Genomic DNA, 21,745 nt, shown 5'->3' on the forward strand with positions numbered 1-21,745 from the left:
TTTAGTGGTTACGTTTACTGCTTTTTTTCAATCAAACTAGACATGCGATAACCGGTGCCGCGAACCGTTTGAATCAAGGTATCACAGCCATAAGGACGTAGTAATTTACGTAAGCGCCGAATGTGTACATCGACTGTTCGCTCTTCGATATAGACGTTGCCGCCCCAAACCTGATCTAATAGCTGCGAGCGCGTATAAGCGCGCTCTGGACGACTCATAAAAAATGCCAGTAAGCGATATTCTGTCGGACCTATATCGATAAACTGTCCATTAGCACTCACCCGCTGGCTTTGATTATCTAAACTAAGCGCGCCTATTGTTATCGGTGTATTACTACTAAGTGCGCTACTACGGCGTAGCACTGCCTTGATTCTTGAGATCAGCTCACGCGTCGAGAACGGCTTGGTCATATAATCGTCCGCGCCGGCATCGAGACCATGAACCTTGTTATCTTCCTCTCCTTTTGCCGTGAGCATAATGACCGGTATCTCGCGCAGCAACTCATCACTCTTTAGCATGCGACAAAAATCAATACCGCTTTTATCACCGGGCAACATCCAGTCTAGCAAAATCAGCGCTGGCCTATGATCCACCACTTGCTGGTGTGCCTCAAACGCGTCCGCCGCTTGCAAACTCTCAAACCCTGCGCTCTCAAGGGTCATCACTACCATTTCGCGAATCGCAAGCTCATCCTCGACAATCAAAATCTGCTCACTTTGCATATACAAGCCTTGTTATAAAACTTTGAGTAATTAACATATAAAGTCGATGCTTACTGACTACTTATTAAACACTTAAATTGTGACGGTTTGATGACACTTAGCTCTATAACATTAGGTTCTATAATTTATAACATTTAGCGCTATAACACTTCTAATATAAAGTTAAGTGGTCCATCATTAATACTTGCAACCTGCATATTAGCGCCAAACTGACCTGTGGCAACGTTTGCATGCTTAGACTGGGCGTAAGCGACCATCTCAGAAAATAGTGCCTGCGCTTTATCAGGAGCCATTGCGCCGCCAAAGTCGGGACGCCGACCTTTATTGGTTTTTGCCATGAGGGTAAATTGCGATACTAACAATACACCGCCATTCACTTGTTGCACGTTTCGGTCAAGCTTATTGCTCTCATTTTCAAAAATACGGTAGGTTAATATTTTATCGATCATACGCTTGCCATGATCTATCGTATCCTCGTGTCCAAGCCCAATATAAGCTAATACGCCCTGCTCTATAGCGCCAACAGTCTCTGCGCCGACCGTGACACTGGCATTATGAACCCGCTGAATGAGTGCCTTCATTCTGACTCCTTTGTTTTGATTGATACTATAATCAGTCTAATATAAAAAAAACAGCGAGGTTGAAATAGTTTTTTTGCAGCATCGAGCGGCGTAGGCACAGCACGCAAGAAAAAACTATTTCAATCTCGCGCTACAATATGACTTATCTGTTTTATTTGATATCGACTATAGCTTGCACGTTTTAGTAAAAGGGCTAAATAAAACAGTCGTAAACCGATAACTTATGCACACACAGCATCCGCTTTATCGTGATAAAATACCGCCATTCATGTACTTATACAAACACCGCTCTTATACAAAATACTTTGGTAGCTTTATTATGAATTTATTCGCCACGATCCAACAGTTTGTCCCGCAGCAGCAATTAAGCGAAGTTGCTGGGCGCTTGGCCTCAAGCCGTCACCCTATGGTCAAACGTGCTTTTATCCGCAGCTTCGCTAAAGCCTATCATGTCACACTTGATGAGTATGAGCGTGATAACTTCAATGCTTATGAGAGCTTTAATGACTTTTTTACCCGTGAGCTCAAAGATGATGCGCGTGTCATTGATGCCACTAACAACGGAATCGTGAGTCCTGCTGATGGTGTGATATCGCAGCTCGGTCAAATCAGAGATCATAAACTATTACAAGCCAAAGGTCGCGACTACGATATCGGTCAACTGCTCACCAATAGCGCGGATGGCGAGTATTTTGCGGGCGGTAGCTTTGCGACGGTGTATCTTGCGCCAAGTAACTATCACCGTGTGCACATGCCTTTTGATGGCAAACTGATAGCGACCCGCTATGTACCGGGCACATTATTTTCGGTCAATAATACCACGGCCGCCAATGTACCTGACCTATTTGCGCGTAATGAGCGTTTGGTGTGTCTGTTTGATACCCAATACGGCAAAGCTGCCGTCGTTATGGTCGGTGCAATGATCGTCGCGGGTATCGAAACCGTTGCCACGGGTAAAATCACTCGCACTGATAACATTCAAGAAGCCCAGCATAATATTAATCTGGCAAAAGGTGAGGAGCTTGGGCGTTTTTATTTGGGCTCAACCGCTATCGTGGTACTACCAAAAGGCGCAAAAACGGCTTGGCAAAATACCATGAAACATGGCTCAACCGTACAAATGGGGCAATTGCTAGGAAAGTCTGAAATATGATACTAGTGAGGCGTGCTACCTAAGTGTAGCTACCTAAGTATATATGCTATTTCTAATGTAGCATGATCCCTCCTAGGCTAGCTCGAATCAGCGATAGACAGTCTTAAAAACCATAAAAAACTGCGTAGCCCTTATATTTAAGGACGACGCAGTTTTTTTTCTTGTGTTTGAGGACTGATATTTGAGACTAGTATTTAAGCATTACTTTTTAAATACTCAAGCATAGTGTCTGCATCTGATACTTCAAACGGATCTATTGGGCAATTGTCGCCAAAATCAGGTTCCTTAAACACTTTTTTGATGGCTTTATTGTCGACAAGCATCGAATAACGCCATGAGCGCATACCAAAGCCCAGATTACTCTTATCAACGAGCATGCCCATTTTGCGAGTGAACTCACCATTACCATCAGGCAGCAAAAAAACGTTTTCGCGGTTTTGCTTGAGACCCCATTGATACATGACGAACGCATCATTGACAGAAACGCAAACGATTTCATCTACGCCTAACGCCTTAAACTCATCGTAAAGCGCTTCATAACGAGGCAGATGGCTGGTCGAACACGTGGGTGTAAAGGCACCGGGTAGTGAGAACACCACCACTTTTTTATTGGCAAATAGCTCATCTGTGGTTAGGTCATACCAAGTAAATGGGTTATCTCCTCCAATAGAGTCATCACGAACACGAGTTTTAAAAGTCACATCAGGGACATGGGTAATCATTGTTTTCTCCGATTTAGGGTATTGTCTTCTTTTTAAAATACTGCGTTGATATGATAATAGCTATAGCCGTCCATAAGCAAATCTTTAAACTTATATTCACTATATAAGCTAACAAAGTAATGGGCTTGTATTTAGACTTTGTTAGCTGCTCTTGCCTTCTCGTAAACTGCGCCCTCCTCCAAATTCAGCCCTACTCACTCATCTAAATCCCTTTAAATCTAAATCTCTTTAAACAAATGCATAAATAAGTGCCTTTTTTATTTGGCATCATTTAAAGATTATATCGATCCTAGTATTGCCTTTGGCGCTGGCAACTTTTCAGGCTTGTATAGAAACTCTAGAGCGTGTTGAACTTACTTTTCTAGATAAGGGACATGCCCTAACTTCTGTCAATTTTTAACTCTCTTTTGCTTAAATATTATCAATGTCATCAAATTGTCATATTTGCTTGGCATGATGTGCTTATTGATTCACACATCATGCCAAGCATATTCATCACGTTTTTTTGATAAAAGATAATCACTCATAAACCAGTCATTTTTAGGAGCCGTTATGCGTTACTCATTTTTAGTCGTCGCCCTCGCCAGCGTACTTAGCTTAAGCGCTTGTAGTCAGTCAACGAATGATACGGTTGCCGCTCAGAGCAATAATGCTGCTGGCGCTAGCGAAAACGTATCTATGAGTATCACTGGAGCGGGTGCCTCATTTCCGCAGCCTATCTACGCCAAGTGGTCAGACGCTTATAACCAATCGACGGGTGGTCAAGTCAACTATCAGTCGATTGGCTCGTCGGGCGGTATCAAGCAAATCATTGCCAATACGGTCGATTTTGGGGCGTCCGATGCCCCTATGACACCAGAGGAGCTAAATGCAGCTGGTCTAATTCAATTCCCAACAGTGATCGGTGGCGTCGTTCCTGTGGTTAATATTAAAGGCATAGCGCCTGGTCAATTAAAATTAGATGGTGACACTTTAGCTGATATCTATCTGGGCAAAATTAGCAACTGGAATGACCTTGCTATCAAAGCCATGAACCCAGATTTGGCGCTGCCTGATGCAGCAATCACTACTGTGTTTCGCTCGGACGGTTCAGGCACGACCTTTAACTTTACCGATTACTTGGCCAAGGTATCTAGCGACTGGAATAACAATGTTGGCGTGGATAAGACTGTCAAATGGCCAACCTCAGCTACGGGCGCAGGCGGTAAAGGTAACGAAGGCGTCGCCAGCTATGTGACGCGTATGAATAACTCAATCGGCTACGTTGAATATGCCTATGCCAAGCAAAACGGCATGTCACACGTCGCGCTCAAAAATGCCGCGGGTAATGTCGTACAGCCTTCTATCGACACCTTTGCCGCAGCAGGTGACATCGACTGGTCACAACAAGAAGGCTTTTACAAAGTCATTACCAATTCTGAGACCGCACAAGCATGGCCTATCGCCGCGGCGACTTTTATTTTAGTGCACAAGCAACCAAAAGATGCACAGCAAGTGGCAGGCGTCTTGGCCTTCTTTGACTGGGCGTATAGCCAAGGTGATGAGGATGCGTTAGCGCTTGATTATGTGCCCTTCTCTGATAACGCCGTGACGTTGTTCAAAGCGAAATGGAGTGAGGTTGTCGATAGCGAAGGCCAGCCTGTTTACACCTCAAACCTTTAGACGAACACCTAGTCATCTCTATTGTTAAACTTATTAAAATATTGAGACTGTTATGGCAGATCTAAAATCCCAACTGGCAAAACAAAAACGCTTGGACGCGATTTTTGTCACTGCGACCAAAGCCTTTGCTATCTTGGTGCTGTTATCGCTTGGCGGTATTATGCTTTCGCTCGTGGTAGGCGCATGGCCCAGTATCAGCGAGTTTGGCTTGGGGTTTTATACCAGTAATAATTGGGATACGGTCGGCGATCAGTACGGTGCACTTGCGCCCATTTATGGCACGCTGGTCACCTCCTTTATCGCTATCTGTATTGCGGTGCCTGTAAGTTTTGGTATTGCTATTTTTTTGACTGAGCTATGCCCTACCTTTTTAAAGAGGCCGTTAGGTATTGCCATTGAATTATTAGCAGGCATCCCTTCTATCATCTATGGTATGTGGGGTTTGTTTGTCTTCGCGCCTTTCTTTGGCGATCATATTCAGCCTTGGTTCATCGAACATATCGGGCCGCTGCCTATCATTGGCAAGCTGTTTGAGGGTGCACCAATGGGACTAGGTATGTTTACCGCCTCTTTAGTGCTCGCCATTATGATTATTCCCTTTATCGCGGCGACCATGCGTGATGTGTTCTTGGTCGTGCCTGACTTGCTCAAAGAATCGGCGTACGGCATGGGCGCTACCACGTGGGAGGTCATGTTCAAAATCATTCTACCTTATACCAAAACGGGCGTAGTCGGCGGAGTGATTTTGGGTTTGGGTCGTGCCTTAGGCGAGACCATGGCCGTCACCTTTTTGATCGGTAATGCCTTTAATATCAGCCCTAGTCTATTCACCTCTGGGGTTACCATCACCTCAGCACTCGCCAATGAGTTCGCCGAAGCATCAAGCGAGTTGCACTTAGCATCCTTGTTACATTTAGGACTGATTCTGTTTGTCATTACCTTTATCGTGCTCTCAATATCCAAATTAATGCTGATGCGTATTGATCAAAAAGCGGGCAATTGAGTTAAATGCATAAGCGCTACAGCCGATAATGTTTTAGAACAAAGCCACTATTAAACCCAAAAAGGAGAATCGCCTTATGACCTCAACGCCTGTGACTACTAAGCCTGCTCCAAGCTTTGACGCTCGCTATGACCAGCGTTTATATAACAAGCGCCGCTTGATTAACAAACTAGGGCTTGGATTTGCGCTATTGGCTATGGGCTTTGGTTTATTTTGGCTCTCGTGGATTTTGCTAACGCTTGTCACCGAGGGTGTTCAAGGTCTGCTCACTATGCCCATATTTACGGCAGATACGCCGCCGCCTATGGGCGCAGGTGGTCTGCGCAACGCTATCGTCGGCTCTATGATGCTCGCCTTTTCAGGACTCGCAATCGGTGCGCCGATAGGTATGATGGCAGGCATTTATTTAGCCGAATTCTCACACGGCAGCATGCTAGGTAAGGTCACGCGCTTTTTGAATGATATTTTACTATCAGCGCCTTCCATCGTTATCGGTCTGTTTGTCTATGCGCTGATGGTTAAGGGGCAAAGCTTCTCGGGTTGGGCAGGTGCGGTGGCATTAGCGCTGATTGTGATTCCTGTCGTTGTACGCACTACTGAAAACATGCTCAATCTCGTACCCAATACCCTACGCGAAGCGGCGTATGCCCTAGGCACACCGAAATGGAAGCTGGTCAGTACGGTCACGCTAAAAGCGGCTAAAGCGGGTCTGACCACAGGCGTGCTCTTAGCTTTTGCGCGCATCACAGGTGAGACCGCGCCCCTACTATTTACTGCGCTGAACAACCAGTATTTTAGTACTGATATGACAGGACCCATGGCTAACCTGCCTAACACCATTTATCAATTTGCGATGAGTCCGTACGACAATTGGCATGCACTGGCTTGGTCAGCGGCACTACTGATTACGGGTACGGTATTAACCTTAAATATTGTCGCACGCTCAATCGGTGGCAGAGACCATACTCGATAGCGCATAACGTTAAGGTACGGTAAGGCGCTTTGAAGTACATTGAAACGCACTAAAACACGTTAAAACGTACCACACCCTTCTTTTGATTTAAGAAAATAAAGAGATGACACGATGACTGATGTATTGGAAAGAAAAAAAGCAAAGCAAACAGAGACTGTCAGCACACGCAATCTGCTAACGCCGTCGATGACCAAAAGTCAACAGCAGCAGCCAGATAAAGCAAGCTTCACGCAGCAAACGATAGCGGATATGCCTGATAACATGCCAGCGGCCAAAATAGCTATTCGTGACTTAAGCTTTTATTATGGTGACTTTCAAGCATTAAAAAATATCAATATTGACATTCCAGAAAAAAAGGTCACAGCGTTCATTGGCCCCTCAGGCTGCGGCAAATCAACGTTACTACGCACCTTTAATCGTATGTATGACTTATATCCAAATATGCATGCAGAGGGTCAAATTAGTCTTGATGGTAAAAATATCTTAGATAAAGATTTAGACGTTAATCTATTGCGGGCGCGCGTCGGTATGGTGTTTCAAAAGCCAACCCCTTTCCCTATGTCCATTTATGATAACGTCGCTTTTGGCGTGCGTCTGTATGAGGAGCTGAGCAAGTCAGAGATGAATGAACGCGTTGAGTGGGCACTAAAAAAGGCGGCGCTATGGACGGAGGTCAAAGACAAGCTCAAAGCCTCAGGATTATCGCTGTCGGGTGGACAGCAGCAACGGCTTTGTATTGCACGTGGGGTCGCCACCAAGCCTGAAGTCCTGCTATTAGATGAGCCAACCTCCGCGCTTGATCCCATCTCGACAGGGGCTATTGAAGAGCTGATTACCGATCTAAAAAACGACTATACCATCGCTATCGTCACCCATAACATGCAACAAGCGGCGCGTGTTTCAGATTATACTGCCTATATGTATCTAGGTGATATGGTAGAGATGGGTGCGACGGATCAGATATTTACCACTCCTGCGCAAAAAGCGACCGAGGACTATATTACTGGTCGTTATGGTTAAATTAATCGTTATTGCTAGCAAAGCTAGTTTTTGCTCGTATTTCCATTGTCGACAATCTATATGACTCAGAGAGCCATTATGCCAATCACTGAAAAACATCTATCCAAAAGCTTTGATAATGAATTACATGACGTGGTCGATTTGTTTATGCAGATGGGACATCTGGCTGCCGAGCAAGTCACCATAGCTACGCGAGCGTTAATAGAAGCGGATGAGCCAGTAGCGAAAAAAGTCATCGCTGATGATCAGCGCATCAATCAGTTAGAGATTACGATAGATGAGCAAATCCTACTCTTGGTTGCCAAGCGCCAACCAGCAGCCAATGACTTACGTCTGGTCATGGCGCTTAGTAAAGGCGTGGTCGATCTAGAACGGGTGGGCGATGAGGCTAGCAAGATTGCGCGCATGGCGTGTCAATTGATCGAAAACGGCGCTTCACCTAGAGGCTATTTGGAGGTGCAACATCTCTCCAATCAGGTGCGCCTTATGCTACTTGATGCTTTGGGTGCCTTTACACAGATGAATCCTCAGCAAGCGTTTTCGGTATTACAAAGCGATGATGCGGTCAATGAAGAATATCAATCAGCCACTCGCGCCTTGATGACTTATATCATGGAGGACAGCCGTCATGTGTCCAAGGTCATCAATATATTATGGGTACTGCGAGCGCTAGAGCGCGTGGGCGATCATGCGCGCAATATCGCTGAATTAGTGATATTTTGTACCAGCGGCAAAGACGTGCGCCATGCTGATTTTGTACAAGTACAACAGATCGTGCAACAAACTACAACTAAGCTTTGATGCTAGCTATCTAAGTCCGTCAGTAGCACTAAAATAGAGCCAAGCTAATAGCGAAAGTGTTTATGCATAGGATAAGCAAAAAGGATATTTTCCTCCCTCGTGCCGCGACCTATGTTATAGATAATCAGCCTTTTATTGATCAAGCAGCCAGCCTTGCTCAGTTGCATAATCAATTTGTTTGGATAGCCAGTCGTGAATCATCGGGAAGCTATTTTCAATAAATGCATGAGCATTAGCAACCTGCGAACGACTGACACCAAGCTCAAGCCAAGTTTGGCCCTCAGTATTTAGATTGAGTAAAAACGGCAATAGCCGATCGACCACCTTGAGAAGCTGAGCCTCTTTGCTACTGCCCGTTTCTTGCGCCTCCCACACCTCACTTAAATTGGCGATACCATTGCCAGGCTCGCTTTGCAAACGCGCAATACCAGTACGCTCATCGATGTGCGCCTGACTACGAGTGTCAGCGTACAAAAAAGTATCGCCCGCATCAATCTCGCCCAAATCATGTACCAATGCCATTTTGAGTAGCTGCTCATGATTAACAGCTAACTCAAACGTCTCTGCAATTGACCAACACGCTATGGCTAAATGCCAAGAGTGCTCAGCTGAGTTTTCGCGGCGCGTCGTACCTGTCACGTAACTGCGGCGGTCGACTCGTTTTAGGGCATCTAATTCTAATAAAAACTCTGTTATCTCATCGACAGTAGAAGTTGAGGCAAGTGTTGGTGTTGCTAATGACATAAGTATTCTCAAGCTTTTAGCGATGAATTTAGGTAAAGCCTCTACTTAATTAAATTGCTAATGGTTTTAAACGCCGGATCTTGACTACTACGGCACAGCTCAAACAAAATAGTCTCAACGGTAGTAATTACTCCACCAGCACGGCGAATACGGCGAATAGCTTGTTTTTTATCATAAGGATAGCGCGAACCGACGGCGTCCCCGATGATGACCGGCTGCATACCGTTATCGAGCAGATCAAGCGCCGTCTGTAGGACGCAAACATGAGCTTCGACGCCAAACAGTAAGACAATACTACGATTTTGCTGCGCAAGATGATGCCAAGAATCATCGTTATCACAAGCACTAAAGGTGACCTTTTCAAAGCCCTTAGCATTACTGCCTTCTAATACTTCTTTAACTTCAGGTAGCGTCTCACCCAGTCCTTTTTTATATTGCTCATTGAGCATGATCGGAATGTTTAATGCTTGTAAGCCTTTAATTAAAGTTACCGTCTTTTTGACGATGTTTTCATGATCATAGATGTGCGGCGTTAGACGCTCTTGTACATCGATAATCATAGCCTGCGTATTTTCGCGAGCGATACGATAAGTGCGATCGGTAATCATAGTGGACATAGTACACTCCTTGTACGGCGGTAGCAGTGCGCGACCAGCCAAGCGGTTTTTGAGCTATTTTAAATAATAATTATGCGTCCTCTTATTTAGTCATATTTTGTTGATAGGGTCAATGATGATAATCGCGATTAACAACTTGTCACTCACGCCTGTATATAAAAAAGCTCAATAAAAAAACCCCTAGCCAGAAGGACTAGGGGTTCTTAATAGACTATTATAACTGACTTAAAAGCTTACACACGCTCAATGATAGTAGAGATACCTTGACCTAGACCGATACACATGGTCGCAAGACCGACTTCGGTATCCATCTGCTCCATTGCGTTGAGTAGTGTAACGGTGATACGCGCACCTGAACAACCTAGCGGATGACCAAGAGCAATCGCACCACCATTGACGTTGATGATGTCTTGCTTATCTAGCAAGTTAAGGTTTTTTAGTACTGATAAACCTTGCGCAGCAAAAGCTTCGTTGAGCTCGATAGTCTGCATATCATTGATCTCTAAACCAGCGCGCTTTAGTGCTTTTTGGGTGGCAGGTACAGGGCCATAGCCCATGATCGCCGCGTCACAACCCGCGATTGCCATACTACGGATACGCGCACGTGGCTTGAGACCTAAGTCTTTGGCCTTTTGCGCGCTCATGACGAGCATCGCTGAAGCACCATCAGAGAGTGCTGATGAGGTTGCTGCTGTGACCGTACCCCCTTTAGGATCAAAGGCGGGACGCAGTTTTTGCATTTGCTCTATGGTGGCGTCTGGACGAATCACTTCATCGACCGTGCATAATTGCAAGCGACCTTGCTCATCATGGCCTTCAATACCGATGATTTCATTGTCAAAACGCCCTTCAGTCGTCGCTTCCCAAGCGCGGCGATGCGACTCAAGACCAAAGGCGTCTTGCTGCTCGCGGCTAATGCCATTCATACGACCTAACATCTCAGCAGTCAAACCCATCATGTTTGAGGCTTTTGCATAATGCTTAGAGGCCGCTGGGTTTAGATCGATGCCATGCATCATACCGACGTGACCCATGTGCTCAACGCCGCCAATGATGAAGGTATCACCTTGACCCGTCATAATTTGCGCCGCTGCTGTATGCAAAGCTTGCATTGATGAGCCGCATAAACGGTTGACCGTCTGACCACCAGTGGTCTTTGGAATACCAGCGAGCAGACCAATATTACGACCAATATTCATGCCTTGTTCTAGGGTTTGGTTGACACAGCCCCAGATAATGTCTTCGACGTCATTGGTATCGAAGTCATTGCGCTCTACTAAAGCACGAACCAGCTCAGCTGAAATCGTATCAGCGCGAACGTGGCGAAACATACCGTTTTTGGTTCTACCCATGGCTGAACGCACGCCGTCTACGATGACCACGTCATTTGGACTTAAAGTTGTCATACTACTTTCCTTTTTAATGTTGTGAGTGGCCGTAAGGATCTATTTTTTATAAATGAACAGACTTACGGCACTTATCCTAATACGTTATCTCAAATAGAGACTATGCAGTGGCGTAAAACGTTTCGCCTGCAGCGGCCATATCGCGAATCTTTTGCGGGGCTTCATAAGCTTTGCCAAGGTGCGCGTATTTTTCACATAGTGCCAAGTAGTTATCTAGACCCATCTGGTCTATATAACGGCAAGGGCCACCGCGAAATGGCGGGAAACCAACGCCCATAATCATCGCCATATCGGCCTCTGATGGCGTGCTTACGATATTGTCTTCTAAGCAGCGTACCGTCTCGTTACAAAAAGCAAGCATAGTACGGTCAATGATGGTTTGATCATCAAACTCTTGTTTGTCGCTATCAGTCGTAGTTTTTAGAAGCTCATAAGTGGCATCATCAGCGCTCTTTTTCGGCTTGCCGCGCTTGTCCATCTCGTATTTATAAAAGCCAACGCCGTTCTTTTGACCCAAGCGTTTGTTCTCATAAAGATGCTCGATAGCGCCTTTATAATCAGGCTTCATGCGATCAGGGAACCCTTCTGCCATAACCTCTGCGCCGTGGACACCTGTGTCCAAACCAACGACGTCGATTAAGTAGGCCGGACCCATAGGCCAGCCGAATTTTTCCATGACTTTATCCACATGGACAAAGTCCGCGCCTTGCTTAAGTAGTAAGTCAAACGCACCGAAATATGGGAACAGGACACGGTTGACCAAGAAACCTGGGCAATCATTGACCACAACTGGCACTTTACCCATTTTTGTCGCCAAGGCAACGGTCGTTGAAATCGCTTCTTCAGAGGACTTTTCGCCGCGAATAACTTCTACGAGCGGCATGCGATTTACTGGATTGAAAAAATGCATACCAACGAAGTTTTCTGGACGATCCAGTGCTTCTGCTAAGTAAGTAATAGAGATGGTTGAGGTGTTAGAGGCGATAATCGCGTCTTCTTTAACTAAGCCTTCGACCTCTTTTAGTACTGAGCGCTTGATTTTAGGGTTTTCGACGACGGCTTCGATAACGATATCAGTATCACCAAAATCACCGTAGTTTAGCGTAGGACGGATACGGCTAAGCGTTTCACCCATCTTCGCTGGAGTCATCTTTTTGCGTTCGACCATTTTGCCAAGCAGTTTGCTGGCCTCACCCATGCCCAAATCTAATTGCTCAGATTTGATATCTTTCATGATGATTGGCAAACCCTTGCTCGCCGCTTGATAAGCAATACCGCCGCCCATAATACCTGCGCCTAATACGGCAGCCTCAGAGATATCGTGTGCCAGCTTGCTGTGCTTTTTGGCAAGTTTTTTGACCAATTGATCACTTAAAAATAGACCGACTAAGCTCTCAGCTTGCGGAGTTTTCGCCGCTTTTGCAAAGTAAGTGGCTTCGACCTCAATGGCTTCGTCGCGTGGCAAGTTCACATGCTTTTCAATCGCTTCGATAGCAAGTGCTGGCGCAGGATACTGCTTAGGATTAGCTTTGGCAAAGATCATTGCTTTAGCGCTATTAAACGCCATCGCTTGCTCAAGTTGATTGAGCTTAACAGGGTTTAGCTTCTCTTCACGCTTGGCTTGCCAATCAATCTCACCTGAGATGCATTTTTTGACCAAGTCAGTGGCCGCATCTTGCAAGTCATCAGCGCTAACGACCGCGTCAACGAGACCAAGTTTTAAGGCGTCAACTGGTTTTTTGGGGCTACCCGTTGCAATTAATTCTAGTGCATTATCGATACCGATGACGCGCGTACTACGCACGGTACCACCGAATCCTGGGAAAATACCTAGCTGAGTTTCTGGTAGACCGATGATGGCTTTTTCGCTCATGACGCGGTATTCACAAACCAGTGTCATCTCACAACCGCCACCAAGTGCGGCGCCATTGATAGCAGCAACTTTTGGGAAAGGCAGATCTTCAAAACGGTTGAAATCACCGTTGATTTTGATGCCCCAAGCTTTGATATCTTCTTCTGGGTTTTTGAATGAAGCGACGAATTCTGTAATATCAGCGCCTGCGATAAACACGCCTTTGCTTGAAGTGACAATCAAACCTTTAACATCGTCTGAATTCTCAAGCGCAGTGATTGCTTCGCCAAATTGTTTGTTGGTCTCGGTATCGAACTTATTAACGCTCTCACCTTCAGCGTTGAATTGCATATTAGCAATGCCGTCCTCAGTCATGCTGACCGTAATGCGATTTCCTTGGTATACCATTTGAAACTCCTTGCTACGTTTAAAGCGGTGTGATGAAAGTCACCTAATAAACACGGTAATAGTCATCCGCGACTTATTGGTGATTAGAGTAATAATACAGCCATAAAACCCACTTATACTTATAAATGGGATATTTGGCGTACAACGTGATTATCTTTTATTATTTAACGCACAAAAATTTAGAGCAGCTGTTGCTGTTGATTAGCTTGTATCGCTAACGTGTGCCCTCGGCGGTCTTGTATCGTCAATTAGTGCTCTTGACTGGCTTGTACCGTCAATTAGTGTAGGGGATTGTGCCCCTAACTGTCACAAGCTAAAACCGCACTCGTAAGTCACTCTTAAATAAGACGAGCCGTTTACTCGATCAGCGATATCCTTTATGTGAATAATTGTACACTGAAATTAATTTAATAATACTCGTAATGTGCTTGGCTCTTACCAACAGGCGACCCCTTATCAGAACACATTTACATGACAATTTAAATCGATAATACGTAACCAAAGTTAGCTCTCGCGCGTACCTTATAAAGCGAAATACAATATCCAAAATCTGACGTTATCAAAGCGCTTATACTTGCCCTTATATCTATCATGTTACACTAGCAGCGACAGCTTTTTATCTCTCTATTTAGTGGTTGAATTTACCTATGTCCTCTATACCATCCTTAGCACCTCAATTTGTTCCCTTTAGTAATTTTGATGATTTTCATAACGCGGTGCGCGCGCATTTGGCGCAAGATATTGATACCTTATTTGCCTATGCTAAGCTGCCAAGTTCGCTTAATGACGCTTGTCGCTATGTCATGACAGGTCAGGGAAAGCTTGTGCGCCCACTGTTGGTCGCTAGTAGTTTTGCCAATATTTATGAGGGTGGCACAAAGGATGATGAGAATGTAGTCGGCGCTGATTTGATAAATATTGATTCGATGGATGGCGGTTTGGCAAGCGATGACTCAAAAAACAGCGGCTTAGAAAATATCCTAGATTATGACTCGCGCTATGATATGTGTAGGCGGGCTGCGCTAGCAGTTGAGCTGTTGCATACCTACTCCTTAGTACATGATGATTTGCCTTGTATGGATGATGACGAGCTGCGCCGTGGTCAGCCCACCGCTCATATTGTCTTTGATGAAGCCACCGCACTATTAGCAGGCGATGTACTCCAAACGCTAGCTTTTGAAGTGTTAAGCGCTGAAATACCAACCTTTGCACCCTTTGATGCGACACTTGCCAGCATGATGTCAGCAGTATTTGCGCCGCGTGCGCGGCGTATGGTGTCAGGACAAATGCTTGATCTCAATGCCGAAGCCCGCGCTAGTATCACCCAAAGTGAGTTAGAAGCCATTCACCGTGACAAGACAGGTGCGCTGATAGAAGCCGCTATGCTCATGGGTGGTATCTGTGCCGGTGCGACCGCGCAAGAGCGTATGGCACTACAAGACTGCGCGCAGCACATTGGGCTGGCCTTTCAAGTGCAAGATGATATTTTGGATGTGACTGGCAATACTAATGATTTGGGCAAACCTGCTGGCAGCGATGAAAAACTAGACAAATCCACCTACGTCAAACTCATGGGCGTAGACGCTGCCAAAGACTACGCGCAATCGCTCTTCGATAACGGGCGCAGCGCCATTACTCGTGAGCTAATAGACGATAACAGTAACGCCCTGTTAGCCCTTATAGAATGGTTGTGGGCTAGAAAAAAATAGCCTTATAAATGTCAAAAAAACTAAATCATCGAAGAGTGGTTAACATGGACAAGCGCTCTACTCCTACCATTTATCTTGGCACTGGCGGCTATAGCGATACGGACTTGCTAGGCACACTTTATCCTCAAGGCACCAAAAAGACTGACTTTTTGCGGGAGTACGCCAAGCAATACGGCGCGGTGGAGATTAACAGCACCTTTTATGCGCCTATCGGGCAAAAGGCTTTTGCGGGCATGGTTAACAAAGCTTATGTGCAAGCAGATAGTGAGCTTAAATTTGCAGTCAAATTGCATCAAGACTTCACTCATGCTAGACGCGGCACAGCGGAACATGCTGGGGCTTTTCTCACCGCCTTAACGCCGCTAATAGAAGCCGATTGCTTAGCGCCATTATTATTGCAATTCCCGCATGGCTTTGATCGTACGCGCGAGCATAGGCTGTATCTTGCCAATCTCGTCAGCTGGTTTGGCGGGTATCCGCTAGCGGTCGAGTTTCGTCATAATGGCTGGCACACCCCGCAAGTGGTCGATAGCTTTACAGAGCAAGGTCTCATTTGGTGTAGCGTCGACTACCCTAAGGTCAATGGTCTACCGCCATCAAGGTTGATATTTACCGAGCGCATCGGTTATCTGCGGATGCATGGCAATAATACGGGCTGGTGGAATGCGATGAGTGCGAGCGACCGTCACGATTATCGCTATACCAAGGCGGAAATGAGTGACTGGGCGCAAGCGATCGCCAATCAGCGCCAGCATTTCGATACGTTATATATCTTCTTTCAAAACACCGTCAATGCGCATGCTTATTATAATATTGCGATGCTACGAGAAGCTTTGAGCGGGCATGATTTTAAAGTTCTTTGAATTCATTAATAGAACTTAATGCGTAGGCCGTAGGGTGTGGTTAGCGCAGAATAACCCACCGTCTCAAAATTAATTATAAAAGAGCCAGCCAAAACCAATGGATTCACTCAGTCAAATCGTCCTAGGTGCGAGCGTCCAAGGCGCACTCCTTGGTAACTACCAAGGTCGCAAAGCCTATCTATACGGTGCAATGCTCGGCACACTGCCTGATTTGGACGTACTTATCCGCTACGGTGATCCGATTAGCAATATGACTTATCATCGCGGCTTTAGTCATTCGCTCATTGTCCTAACTGCTATCGGATTAATCGGCTCATGGTTGATTACTCGCTATCATCAATGGCGCGATATGCCACTGCCTTACTCGGGTAAGCGCTTAGCGCTGGCGATGACTTTAGCACTGACGACCCATCCGATCTTAGACAGCTTTACCGTTTATGGCACGCAATTGTTGTGGCCGTTGCAAGAGTCGTTAGCACTTACCCCTTTTAGCATTGCCTCCATTTTTATTATCGATCCGCTTTATACTTTGCCGCTGCTTATCGCCATGATTATTGGAATCATAAAGGGGCGTAATCTTGGTATTTTTAAAAAAGGTTTACTCGCAAATTGTCAGCGTTTTGCGCTGTGGATGCTCGTTGTCAGTAGTAGCTATTTATTATTATCGCTAGGTTTAAAATATTATGCTCAAGACAAAGCTAAGCAAACGCTAGCAGCGGCTAAAATAGATAATATCACTCGTATCAAAACCATGCCTATGCTGCCAACGATTCTGATGTTTCGATCCGTCGCTGAAGATGAGCAACATAGATTGATTGAAATACGCGGTAGTGTCCTAGATAGCCGTTTACCTGAGTATCGTTATCTGACGCAATATGATAATTCGCCAGCGCTACGTACAAACCTGCCAGCCGCTAGCCAGCATTATGCCAATCGGCTTGATTGGTTCTCTGGAGATTGGACAGGGTATCGAACACAAACACCTATCGATAACGGCGAAGAGCAAAGCATGCAACTAGTCGTTGATGATCTGCGCATGATGGCAGGCGATACCGCGTTTTTTAGTTTTGTATTGGCGAATAAGGATGACGATAATCAATGGCAAGCGATGAAGCCAATAGACGCGCCTATTGTTAGCGATAAAAACGGGCCTGAAGTATCGCGCCTTGAACTCGTTAAACAAGGCCTTATAAGAGTATTTGATGAATCGGTCGTTGATGAGGATGGTTGGCTTTTGGTTGATGAAAAATAAAATTTACGAGATTTTGCGTAGGGTGCGTTCCACGCACCATTTAAGAACCAGATTTTGAAGTTAAAAGCATTGTTTTTGAATAATTTGGAAGTAGCAAAAATTGACATAGATGATTGTATTCAATCTATCTTTTAATACTGATGCGTTGGTGCGCGGGGCGCACCCTACAAAAACTGATTGATGAAGGAAAGAGAATATTATGAATAAAGAGTATAAAGGATCTTGCTTATGTGAAGGTATCCAATTTTCTGTGACGGGTTTTAGCAATCAAGCTGCAAACTGTCATTGCTCAATGTGCCGTAAATTTCATGGCGCAGCATTTGGCACTTTAGTGAGTGTCCAAGGATTAAAATGGCTGTCAGGAGAATCATTACTTAAAGAATTTGTCGCTGCAAATGGCACGACTCGCAGCTTCTGTAGTCAGTGTGGCTCAAGCTTGGGCTTTCGTGTTAAAGGTGCTTCACTAGAACAGATAGAATTAGCCATCGCCTTGTTCGATGATGATATTCCAGTAACCATTGATGCTCAAATATATACTGACTATAAAGCTAATTGGTGTAAATTGGATGAAGGTTTGGCTATTTTCGGAGAGGGTCGATCAACTTAAAATCATTCTTAATTTTAAAAAACATATTTCACTAGAACTAGGAAACTTTGAGTAAGTTATGATTTTATTTATATAGGGAGCGCCGCGCACCATTCAAGAACCAAATCTTAGAGTCAAAAGTACTGTTTTTAAAAAATTGAAGTAGCAAAATTATTATAGATAACTGTGTTCAATCTATTCTTTAATGTTTATGGCTTGGTGCGCGGGGCGCACCCTACAAAAATTTTGAGATTTGAATTAACTTTCAATGGTGGGTTACGCTGCGCTAACCATACCCTACAACTATCTAAAAAACTAAACCAAAAAAAGGACACCAAACGGCGTCCTCTTTTTTATCAATCAAGTACTTAAGTCCTATGAGCGACCTTCGTTACCTGCTTCTTGACCTTTATATTTTGCGTTGGCGTAGTCCCAGTTTACTAGCTTGTCTAAGAACGTATCGACATAATCAGGACGACGGTTACGATAATCGATATAGTATGCATGCTCCCACACATCACAAGTCAATACCGCGATTTTGTCATGCGCTAAAGGGTTGTCAGCATCGCTTGTTTTCATGATTGACAGCTTACCACCGACTTTATCAGTGACGAGCCACGCCCAACCTGAACCGAACTGTGAGGTTGCTGCGTTCTTGAACTCTTCACGGAACTTATCATAGCTACCGAAATCTTCTTCGATTTTACCTTTTAGATCACCAGTAGGTTCGCCGCCGCCGTTGTCAGGCGTCATGCAGTTCCAGTAAAACGTATGGTTCCATACTTGCGCGGCTTGGTTAAACATCGTCTGCTTGCTCTCATCTTTGGCAGTGCCTTCGATGATTTCTGGCAATGTTTTGTCTTCATAACCAGAACCTGGTAGCAAATCTTTTAACTTATTAACATAAGCAGCATGATGCTTGTCATGATGATACTCTAGCGTCTCTGCGCTGATATGTGGCTCTAGTGCGTCTTTTGCATACGGTAGGTCTGGTAGGGTAATATTTGACATAATTATTTTATCCTTGCTATTTCTAGCCGCTCATATATAAAGCTGATTAACACCGTATATAAAGAGGAGAGGCTAAATTGGCTGAGTTTATTGTAATGAATTTTCGCTCAAAATTATAAATTTAGAAAATGCTTTTATGTACTAAACAAAGCACTCTAAACATAATGTAATCAAAACCAGAGGATTTAAGCGTTGTACTTAAATCAGCAGTTATAAGCTAAGATTCACTGTAGCTTGGCGGCTAGTATAACAACTGCTAGAGCGAATATCCGTTACCGATTGTTATAGACTCCAGTTTGTAGCCCAACTTATTAACTTATAAACAGAATATGGACGACTGCCTTTATGCCAAACTTAAGCTTGCCGCACCACTCAACGGCTCATACTCAAGACAAGTGGATTCTCGCTAGTAATAACAAAGGCAAATTGGCTGAATTTAATAGGCTATTTGCCGCAGCGAATTTAGATATCACTATTATTACGCAAGGTGAGCTAAGTATTAAAGATGCGATTGAGGATGGACTGAGTTTTATAGAGAACGCCATTATAAAAGCGCGTCATGCCAGCCGTATTAGTGGCCTGCCTGCCATTGCTGATGATTCAGGACTATGCGTGCCGGTGCTCGGCAACGCGCCAGGTATTCACTCTGCGCGCTTTGCAGGCGAGCATGGTAATGATGCCAAAAACAACGCCAAGCTCATTGCCGATTTGCAGCCTATACGGGCGCAAAGTCCAGATACTGCTATAAAAGCTCAGTTCGTTTGCGTATTAGCACTCGTGCGTCACGCGGATGATCCATTGCCAATTATCGCGCAGGGAGTGTGGCAAGGTGAGATATTGGAGGCGCCACTCGGCGAGGGCGGTTTCGGTTATGATCCGCTGTTTTGGCTACCCAAGTTGCAAGCGAGTGCAGCAAGTTTGGACGCGGCTACCAAGAATCAAATCAGCCATCGTGGTCAAGCTATCCGTCAGCTATTAACGCAATTACCCTCGTAATAAACTCAGTATAAGCTCAGTTTGACTCTAAAAACAGATAACTTTTACTTTAATTAGCAGATAGATTATACTGTTCTACTTTTAAATTTTGTTTAAAGACGCTGTTGGTGCTGGTAATAGAGCAAAAGGTTTTATTATACAGCCAATCAGCGGGTAATAAGCGTTATCTGATAGTGATACCCATTTGGTAACTGCTATCCCCTATTATTTTTGATTTCAACGGCAATCAGGGCTATCGATTTTTGAGGCGTGATTGTCCACTCTTATTTTAATCCTAAAGGTGTAATGAACATGGCTACAGATTTACAAGTCACAACCAACAAGCTGTCTAATAAAGAAACGCAGCTCACGGTCAAAGTCCCGGTCGAAAAGATTCAAAACAAAGTCGAAGGCCGTATCCGTCAAGTGGCAAAAACTGCCAAGATTGATGGTTTTCGTAAAGGTAACGTGCCGATGTCGCACATCCGCTCACAGTATGGCGCGGGCATTCAGCAAGAAGTTATCAACGATGTCATCCGTGATACTGTCTTTGAAGCGATCAAATCTGAAGACATCCGCGCCGTTGGTATGCCAAACATCGATGATGTCAAACTAGAAGATGATTTTTTAGTATACCAAGCCACTGTTGAGATCTTCCCAGAAGTTGACGTGCAAGGTATCGATGAGATCGAAGTGGAGCGTCATACCGCAAGCGTCGCTGACGCAGACGTCGATACGATGATTGAAAACTTACAAAAGCAGCGCCAGGAGTTCGTTGAGAAAAAAGGCAAAGCGGCAAAAGACAATCAAGTGACCTTTGACTTTGAAGGCTCAATCGATGGCGAAAAATTCGAAGGCGGCTCAAGCGAGGACTTCAAACTGGTTATCGGTAGTGGTCAGATGATCCCAGGTTTTGAAGAGGGTATCAAAGGCATGAAAGCGGGCGAAGAAAAGACCATCGACGTCACTTTCCCAGAAGATTACCAAGCTGAAAACCTAGCTGGTAAAGAAGCTCAGTTCAAAATCAACGTAAAATTGGTTGAAAAATCTAAGCTACCTGAAATCAACGAAGAGTTCCTTGAGCTGTTCGGCGTGACTGAAGGCGGCGTAGACAAACTAAAAGATGACGTCCGCAAAAATATGGAACGCGAAATCAAGAACGCCGCGCGTAGCCAAGTGAAGCAAGCGACTTTTGATGCGCTACTAGAGAAAAACGAATTTGATGTGCCAAGCGCGATGCTAGAGCAAGAGATTGATCGTCAGCGCAGCATGATGATGCAGCGTTTCGCTCAGCAGTTCGGCTCAAGCGCTGATAGCTTTGATAAAGATATGCTGCCAAATGAGCTGTTTGAAGAGCAAGCACTACGTGCCGCGCGTCTAGGTATCATCGTCGCTCGCCTCATCGATACTCAGGGTATCGAAGTCGATCAAGATCGCGTCGAGACTTTCATCAAAGAAGCTGCTGAAAACTACGAAGATCCAGCTGAGGTCATCGAGTACTACACTAATGACAAGCAGCAACGCGCAAATATCGAATCAGTCGTGTTAGAAGACCAAGTGGTTGACTATTTGATTGAGCAAGGTAAAGTCACTGATAAAGAAGTCAGCTACCAAGACTTGCTAGCGGCCCAGCAACAGCAGCAGCAAGCAATGTAATTGAGCAGTTTGTTATAAATGCTCGAAGT

The 21,745-nt window shown here is 44.9% G+C and carries 20 protein-coding genes; 12 read left to right on the forward strand and 8 right to left on the reverse strand.

The features are described 5' to 3' along the window. Nucleotides 1-14 precede the first annotated feature (14 nt). Both phoB and dtd read right to left on the reverse strand, forming a co-directional pair. Entirely contained in the window at nucleotides 15-722 is a 708-nt protein-coding gene (phoB, locus tag ACR64J_RS11025; RefSeq protein ID WP_435949717.1) for a phosphate regulon transcriptional regulator PhoB, read from the reverse strand. Nucleotides 723-862: 140 nt separating this feature from the next. Further along, entirely contained in the window at nucleotides 863-1,303 is a 441-nt protein-coding gene (gene dtd, locus ACR64J_RS11030; protein ID WP_435949718.1) for a D-aminoacyl-tRNA deacylase, read from the reverse strand. A gap of 319 nt (nucleotides 1,304-1,622) precedes the next feature. On the opposite strand from dtd, the gene asd reads away from it, so the two are divergent. Further along, nucleotides 1,623-2,456, forward strand: coding sequence for an archaetidylserine decarboxylase (gene asd, locus ACR64J_RS11035; RefSeq protein ID WP_435949719.1), 834 nt, complete (start codon nucleotides 1,623-1,625; stop codon nucleotides 2,454-2,456). A 194-nt stretch (nucleotides 2,457-2,650) separates the two neighbouring features. Here the strand turns inward: asd and ACR64J_RS11040 are convergent, their stop codons facing one another. Further along, the gene (locus ACR64J_RS11040; protein ID WP_435949720.1) at nucleotides 2,651-3,178 is read right to left on the reverse strand and encodes a peroxiredoxin; all 528 of its coding nucleotides are present in this window, start codon (nucleotides 3,176-3,178) and stop codon (nucleotides 2,651-2,653) included. A gap of 552 nt (nucleotides 3,179-3,730) precedes the next feature. Between ACR64J_RS11040 and pstS the strand changes: the two genes are divergently transcribed. The 5 genes from pstS to phoU all read left to right on the forward strand — a co-directional run bounded on the left by pstS (nucleotide 3,731) and on the right by phoU (nucleotide 8,637). Beyond that, on the forward strand, nucleotides 3,731-4,840 hold the full coding sequence (gene pstS, locus ACR64J_RS11045) for a phosphate ABC transporter substrate-binding protein PstS (RefSeq protein ID WP_435949721.1): 1,110 nt from the start codon (nucleotides 3,731-3,733) through the stop codon (nucleotides 4,838-4,840). 52 nt (nucleotides 4,841-4,892) lie between these two features. After that, nucleotides 4,893-5,843, forward strand: coding sequence for a phosphate ABC transporter permease subunit PstC (pstC, locus tag ACR64J_RS11050; protein WP_435949722.1), 951 nt, complete (start codon nucleotides 4,893-4,895; stop codon nucleotides 5,841-5,843). Between the two features lie 76 nt (nucleotides 5,844-5,919). After that, nucleotides 5,920-6,816, forward strand: coding sequence for a phosphate ABC transporter permease PstA (gene pstA, locus ACR64J_RS11055; RefSeq protein WP_435949723.1), 897 nt, complete (start codon nucleotides 5,920-5,922; stop codon nucleotides 6,814-6,816). Nucleotides 6,817-6,927: 111 nt separating this feature from the next. Beyond that, nucleotides 6,928-7,836: a phosphate ABC transporter ATP-binding protein PstB gene (pstB, locus tag ACR64J_RS11060; RefSeq protein WP_435949724.1), complete on the forward strand. Its 909-nt coding sequence runs from the start codon at nucleotides 6,928-6,930 to the stop codon at nucleotides 7,834-7,836. A gap of 78 nt (nucleotides 7,837-7,914) precedes the next feature. After that, nucleotides 7,915-8,637 (forward strand): phosphate signaling complex protein PhoU, encoded by a 723-nt coding sequence (gene phoU, locus ACR64J_RS11065; RefSeq protein WP_435949725.1) that lies wholly within the window; start codon nucleotides 7,915-7,917, stop codon nucleotides 8,635-8,637. Nucleotides 8,638-8,769: 132 nt separating this feature from the next. On the opposite strand, the gene ACR64J_RS11070 is transcribed toward phoU, so the two are convergent. From ACR64J_RS11070 to fadB, 4 genes are all read right to left on the reverse strand, one after another. Next, complete coding sequence (locus tag ACR64J_RS11070) at nucleotides 8,770-9,381, reverse strand: HD domain-containing protein (RefSeq protein ID WP_435949726.1); 612 nt, start codon at nucleotides 9,379-9,381, stop codon at nucleotides 8,770-8,772. Nucleotides 9,382-9,422: 41 nt separating this feature from the next. After that, a complete protein-coding gene (locus ACR64J_RS11075; RefSeq protein WP_317200548.1) occupies nucleotides 9,423-9,998 on the reverse strand; it encodes an isochorismatase family protein in 576 nt (191 codons plus the stop codon). A gap of 233 nt (nucleotides 9,999-10,231) precedes the next feature. Beyond that, a complete protein-coding gene (gene fadA / locus ACR64J_RS11080) occupies nucleotides 10,232-11,404 on the reverse strand; it encodes an acetyl-CoA C-acyltransferase FadA (protein ID WP_317200547.1) in 1,173 nt (390 codons plus the stop codon). Between the two features lie 100 nt (nucleotides 11,405-11,504). Next, nucleotides 11,505-13,664 carry a fatty acid oxidation complex subunit alpha FadB gene (gene fadB / locus ACR64J_RS11085; RefSeq protein WP_435949727.1) on the reverse strand — a complete coding sequence of 720 codons (2,160 nt, stop codon included), beginning with the start codon at nucleotides 13,662-13,664 and terminating at the stop codon, nucleotides 11,505-11,507. Between the two features lie 647 nt (nucleotides 13,665-14,311). Here fadB and ACR64J_RS11090 point away from each other — a divergent pair. The 4 genes from ACR64J_RS11090 (at nucleotide 14,312) to ACR64J_RS11105 (ending at nucleotide 18,095) form a co-directional block, all read left to right on the forward strand. Further along, a complete protein-coding gene (locus ACR64J_RS11090; protein ID WP_435949728.1) occupies nucleotides 14,312-15,373 on the forward strand; it encodes a polyprenyl synthetase family protein in 1,062 nt (353 codons plus the stop codon). A gap of 44 nt (nucleotides 15,374-15,417) precedes the next feature. Continuing rightward, nucleotides 15,418-16,236 carry a DUF72 domain-containing protein gene (locus ACR64J_RS11095; RefSeq protein WP_435949729.1) on the forward strand — a complete coding sequence of 273 codons (819 nt, stop codon included), beginning with the start codon at nucleotides 15,418-15,420 and terminating at the stop codon, nucleotides 16,234-16,236. Between the two features lie 97 nt (nucleotides 16,237-16,333). Beyond that, nucleotides 16,334-17,488 (forward strand): metal-dependent hydrolase, encoded by a 1,155-nt coding sequence (locus tag ACR64J_RS11100; protein ID WP_435949730.1) that lies wholly within the window; start codon nucleotides 16,334-16,336, stop codon nucleotides 17,486-17,488. Nucleotides 17,489-17,687: 199 nt separating this feature from the next. Next, a complete protein-coding gene (locus ACR64J_RS11105; RefSeq protein WP_317200542.1) occupies nucleotides 17,688-18,095 on the forward strand; it encodes a GFA family protein in 408 nt (135 codons plus the stop codon). A 354-nt stretch (nucleotides 18,096-18,449) separates the two neighbouring features. On the opposite strand, the gene ACR64J_RS11110 is transcribed toward ACR64J_RS11105, so the two are convergent. Then, a complete protein-coding gene (locus ACR64J_RS11110) occupies nucleotides 18,450-19,085 on the reverse strand; it encodes a superoxide dismutase (RefSeq protein ID WP_317200541.1) in 636 nt (211 codons plus the stop codon). Between the two features lie 345 nt (nucleotides 19,086-19,430). Between ACR64J_RS11110 and rdgB the strand changes: the two genes are divergently transcribed. Both rdgB and tig read left to right on the forward strand, forming a co-directional pair. Continuing rightward, a complete protein-coding gene (gene rdgB, locus ACR64J_RS11115) occupies nucleotides 19,431-20,081 on the forward strand; it encodes an RdgB/HAM1 family non-canonical purine NTP pyrophosphatase (RefSeq protein ID WP_435949731.1) in 651 nt (216 codons plus the stop codon). A gap of 291 nt (nucleotides 20,082-20,372) precedes the next feature. Further along, nucleotides 20,373-21,716, forward strand: coding sequence for a trigger factor (gene tig, locus ACR64J_RS11120; protein WP_435949732.1), 1,344 nt, complete (start codon nucleotides 20,373-20,375; stop codon nucleotides 21,714-21,716). Nucleotides 21,717-21,745 lie beyond the last annotated feature (29 nt).

This window comes from Psychrobacter sp. DM8 (assembly GCF_051307025.1).
Taxonomy (GTDB): domain Bacteria; phylum Pseudomonadota; class Gammaproteobacteria; order Pseudomonadales; family Moraxellaceae; genus Psychrobacter.

Bases quoted from the DNA above. Each gene is read 5' to 3' on its own strand.
- phoB (WP_435949717.1), bottom strand. From the start codon at position 722: ATGCAAAGTGAGCAGATTTTGATTGTCGAGGATGAGCTTGCGATTCGC.
- dtd (WP_435949718.1), bottom strand. From the start codon at position 1,303: ATGAAGGCACTCATTCAGCGGGTTCATAATGCCAGTGTCACGGTCGGC.
- asd (WP_435949719.1), top strand. From the start codon at position 1,623: ATGAATTTATTCGCCACGATCCAACAGTTTGTCCCGCAGCAGCAATTA.
- ACR64J_RS11040 (WP_435949720.1), bottom strand. From the start codon at position 3,178: ATGATTACCCATGTCCCTGATGTGACTTTTAAAACTCGTGTTCGTGAT.
- pstS (WP_435949721.1), top strand. From the start codon at position 3,731: ATGCGTTACTCATTTTTAGTCGTCGCCCTCGCCAGCGTACTTAGCTTA.
- pstC (WP_435949722.1), top strand. From the start codon at position 4,893: ATGGCAGATCTAAAATCCCAACTGGCAAAACAAAAACGCTTGGACGCG.
- pstA (WP_435949723.1), top strand. From the start codon at position 5,920: ATGACCTCAACGCCTGTGACTACTAAGCCTGCTCCAAGCTTTGACGCT.
- pstB (WP_435949724.1), top strand. From the start codon at position 6,928: ATGACTGATGTATTGGAAAGAAAAAAAGCAAAGCAAACAGAGACTGTC.
- phoU (WP_435949725.1), top strand. From the start codon at position 7,915: ATGCCAATCACTGAAAAACATCTATCCAAAAGCTTTGATAATGAATTA.
- ACR64J_RS11070 (WP_435949726.1), bottom strand. From the start codon at position 9,381: ATGTCATTAGCAACACCAACACTTGCCTCAACTTCTACTGTCGATGAG.
- ACR64J_RS11075 (WP_317200548.1), bottom strand. From the start codon at position 9,998: ATGTCCACTATGATTACCGATCGCACTTATCGTATCGCTCGCGAAAAT.
- fadA (WP_317200547.1), bottom strand. From the start codon at position 11,404: ATGACAACTTTAAGTCCAAATGACGTGGTCATCGTAGACGGCGTGCGT.
- fadB (WP_435949727.1), bottom strand. From the start codon at position 13,664: ATGGTATACCAAGGAAATCGCATTACGGTCAGCATGACTGAGGACGGC.
- ACR64J_RS11090 (WP_435949728.1), top strand. From the start codon at position 14,312: ATGTCCTCTATACCATCCTTAGCACCTCAATTTGTTCCCTTTAGTAAT.
- ACR64J_RS11095 (WP_435949729.1), top strand. From the start codon at position 15,418: ATGGACAAGCGCTCTACTCCTACCATTTATCTTGGCACTGGCGGCTAT.
- ACR64J_RS11100 (WP_435949730.1), top strand. From the start codon at position 16,334: ATGGATTCACTCAGTCAAATCGTCCTAGGTGCGAGCGTCCAAGGCGCA.
- ACR64J_RS11105 (WP_317200542.1), top strand. From the start codon at position 17,688: ATGAATAAAGAGTATAAAGGATCTTGCTTATGTGAAGGTATCCAATTT.
- ACR64J_RS11110 (WP_317200541.1), bottom strand. From the start codon at position 19,085: ATGTCAAATATTACCCTACCAGACCTACCGTATGCAAAAGACGCACTA.
- rdgB (WP_435949731.1), top strand. From the start codon at position 19,431: ATGCCAAACTTAAGCTTGCCGCACCACTCAACGGCTCATACTCAAGAC.
- tig (WP_435949732.1), top strand. From the start codon at position 20,373: ATGGCTACAGATTTACAAGTCACAACCAACAAGCTGTCTAATAAAGAA.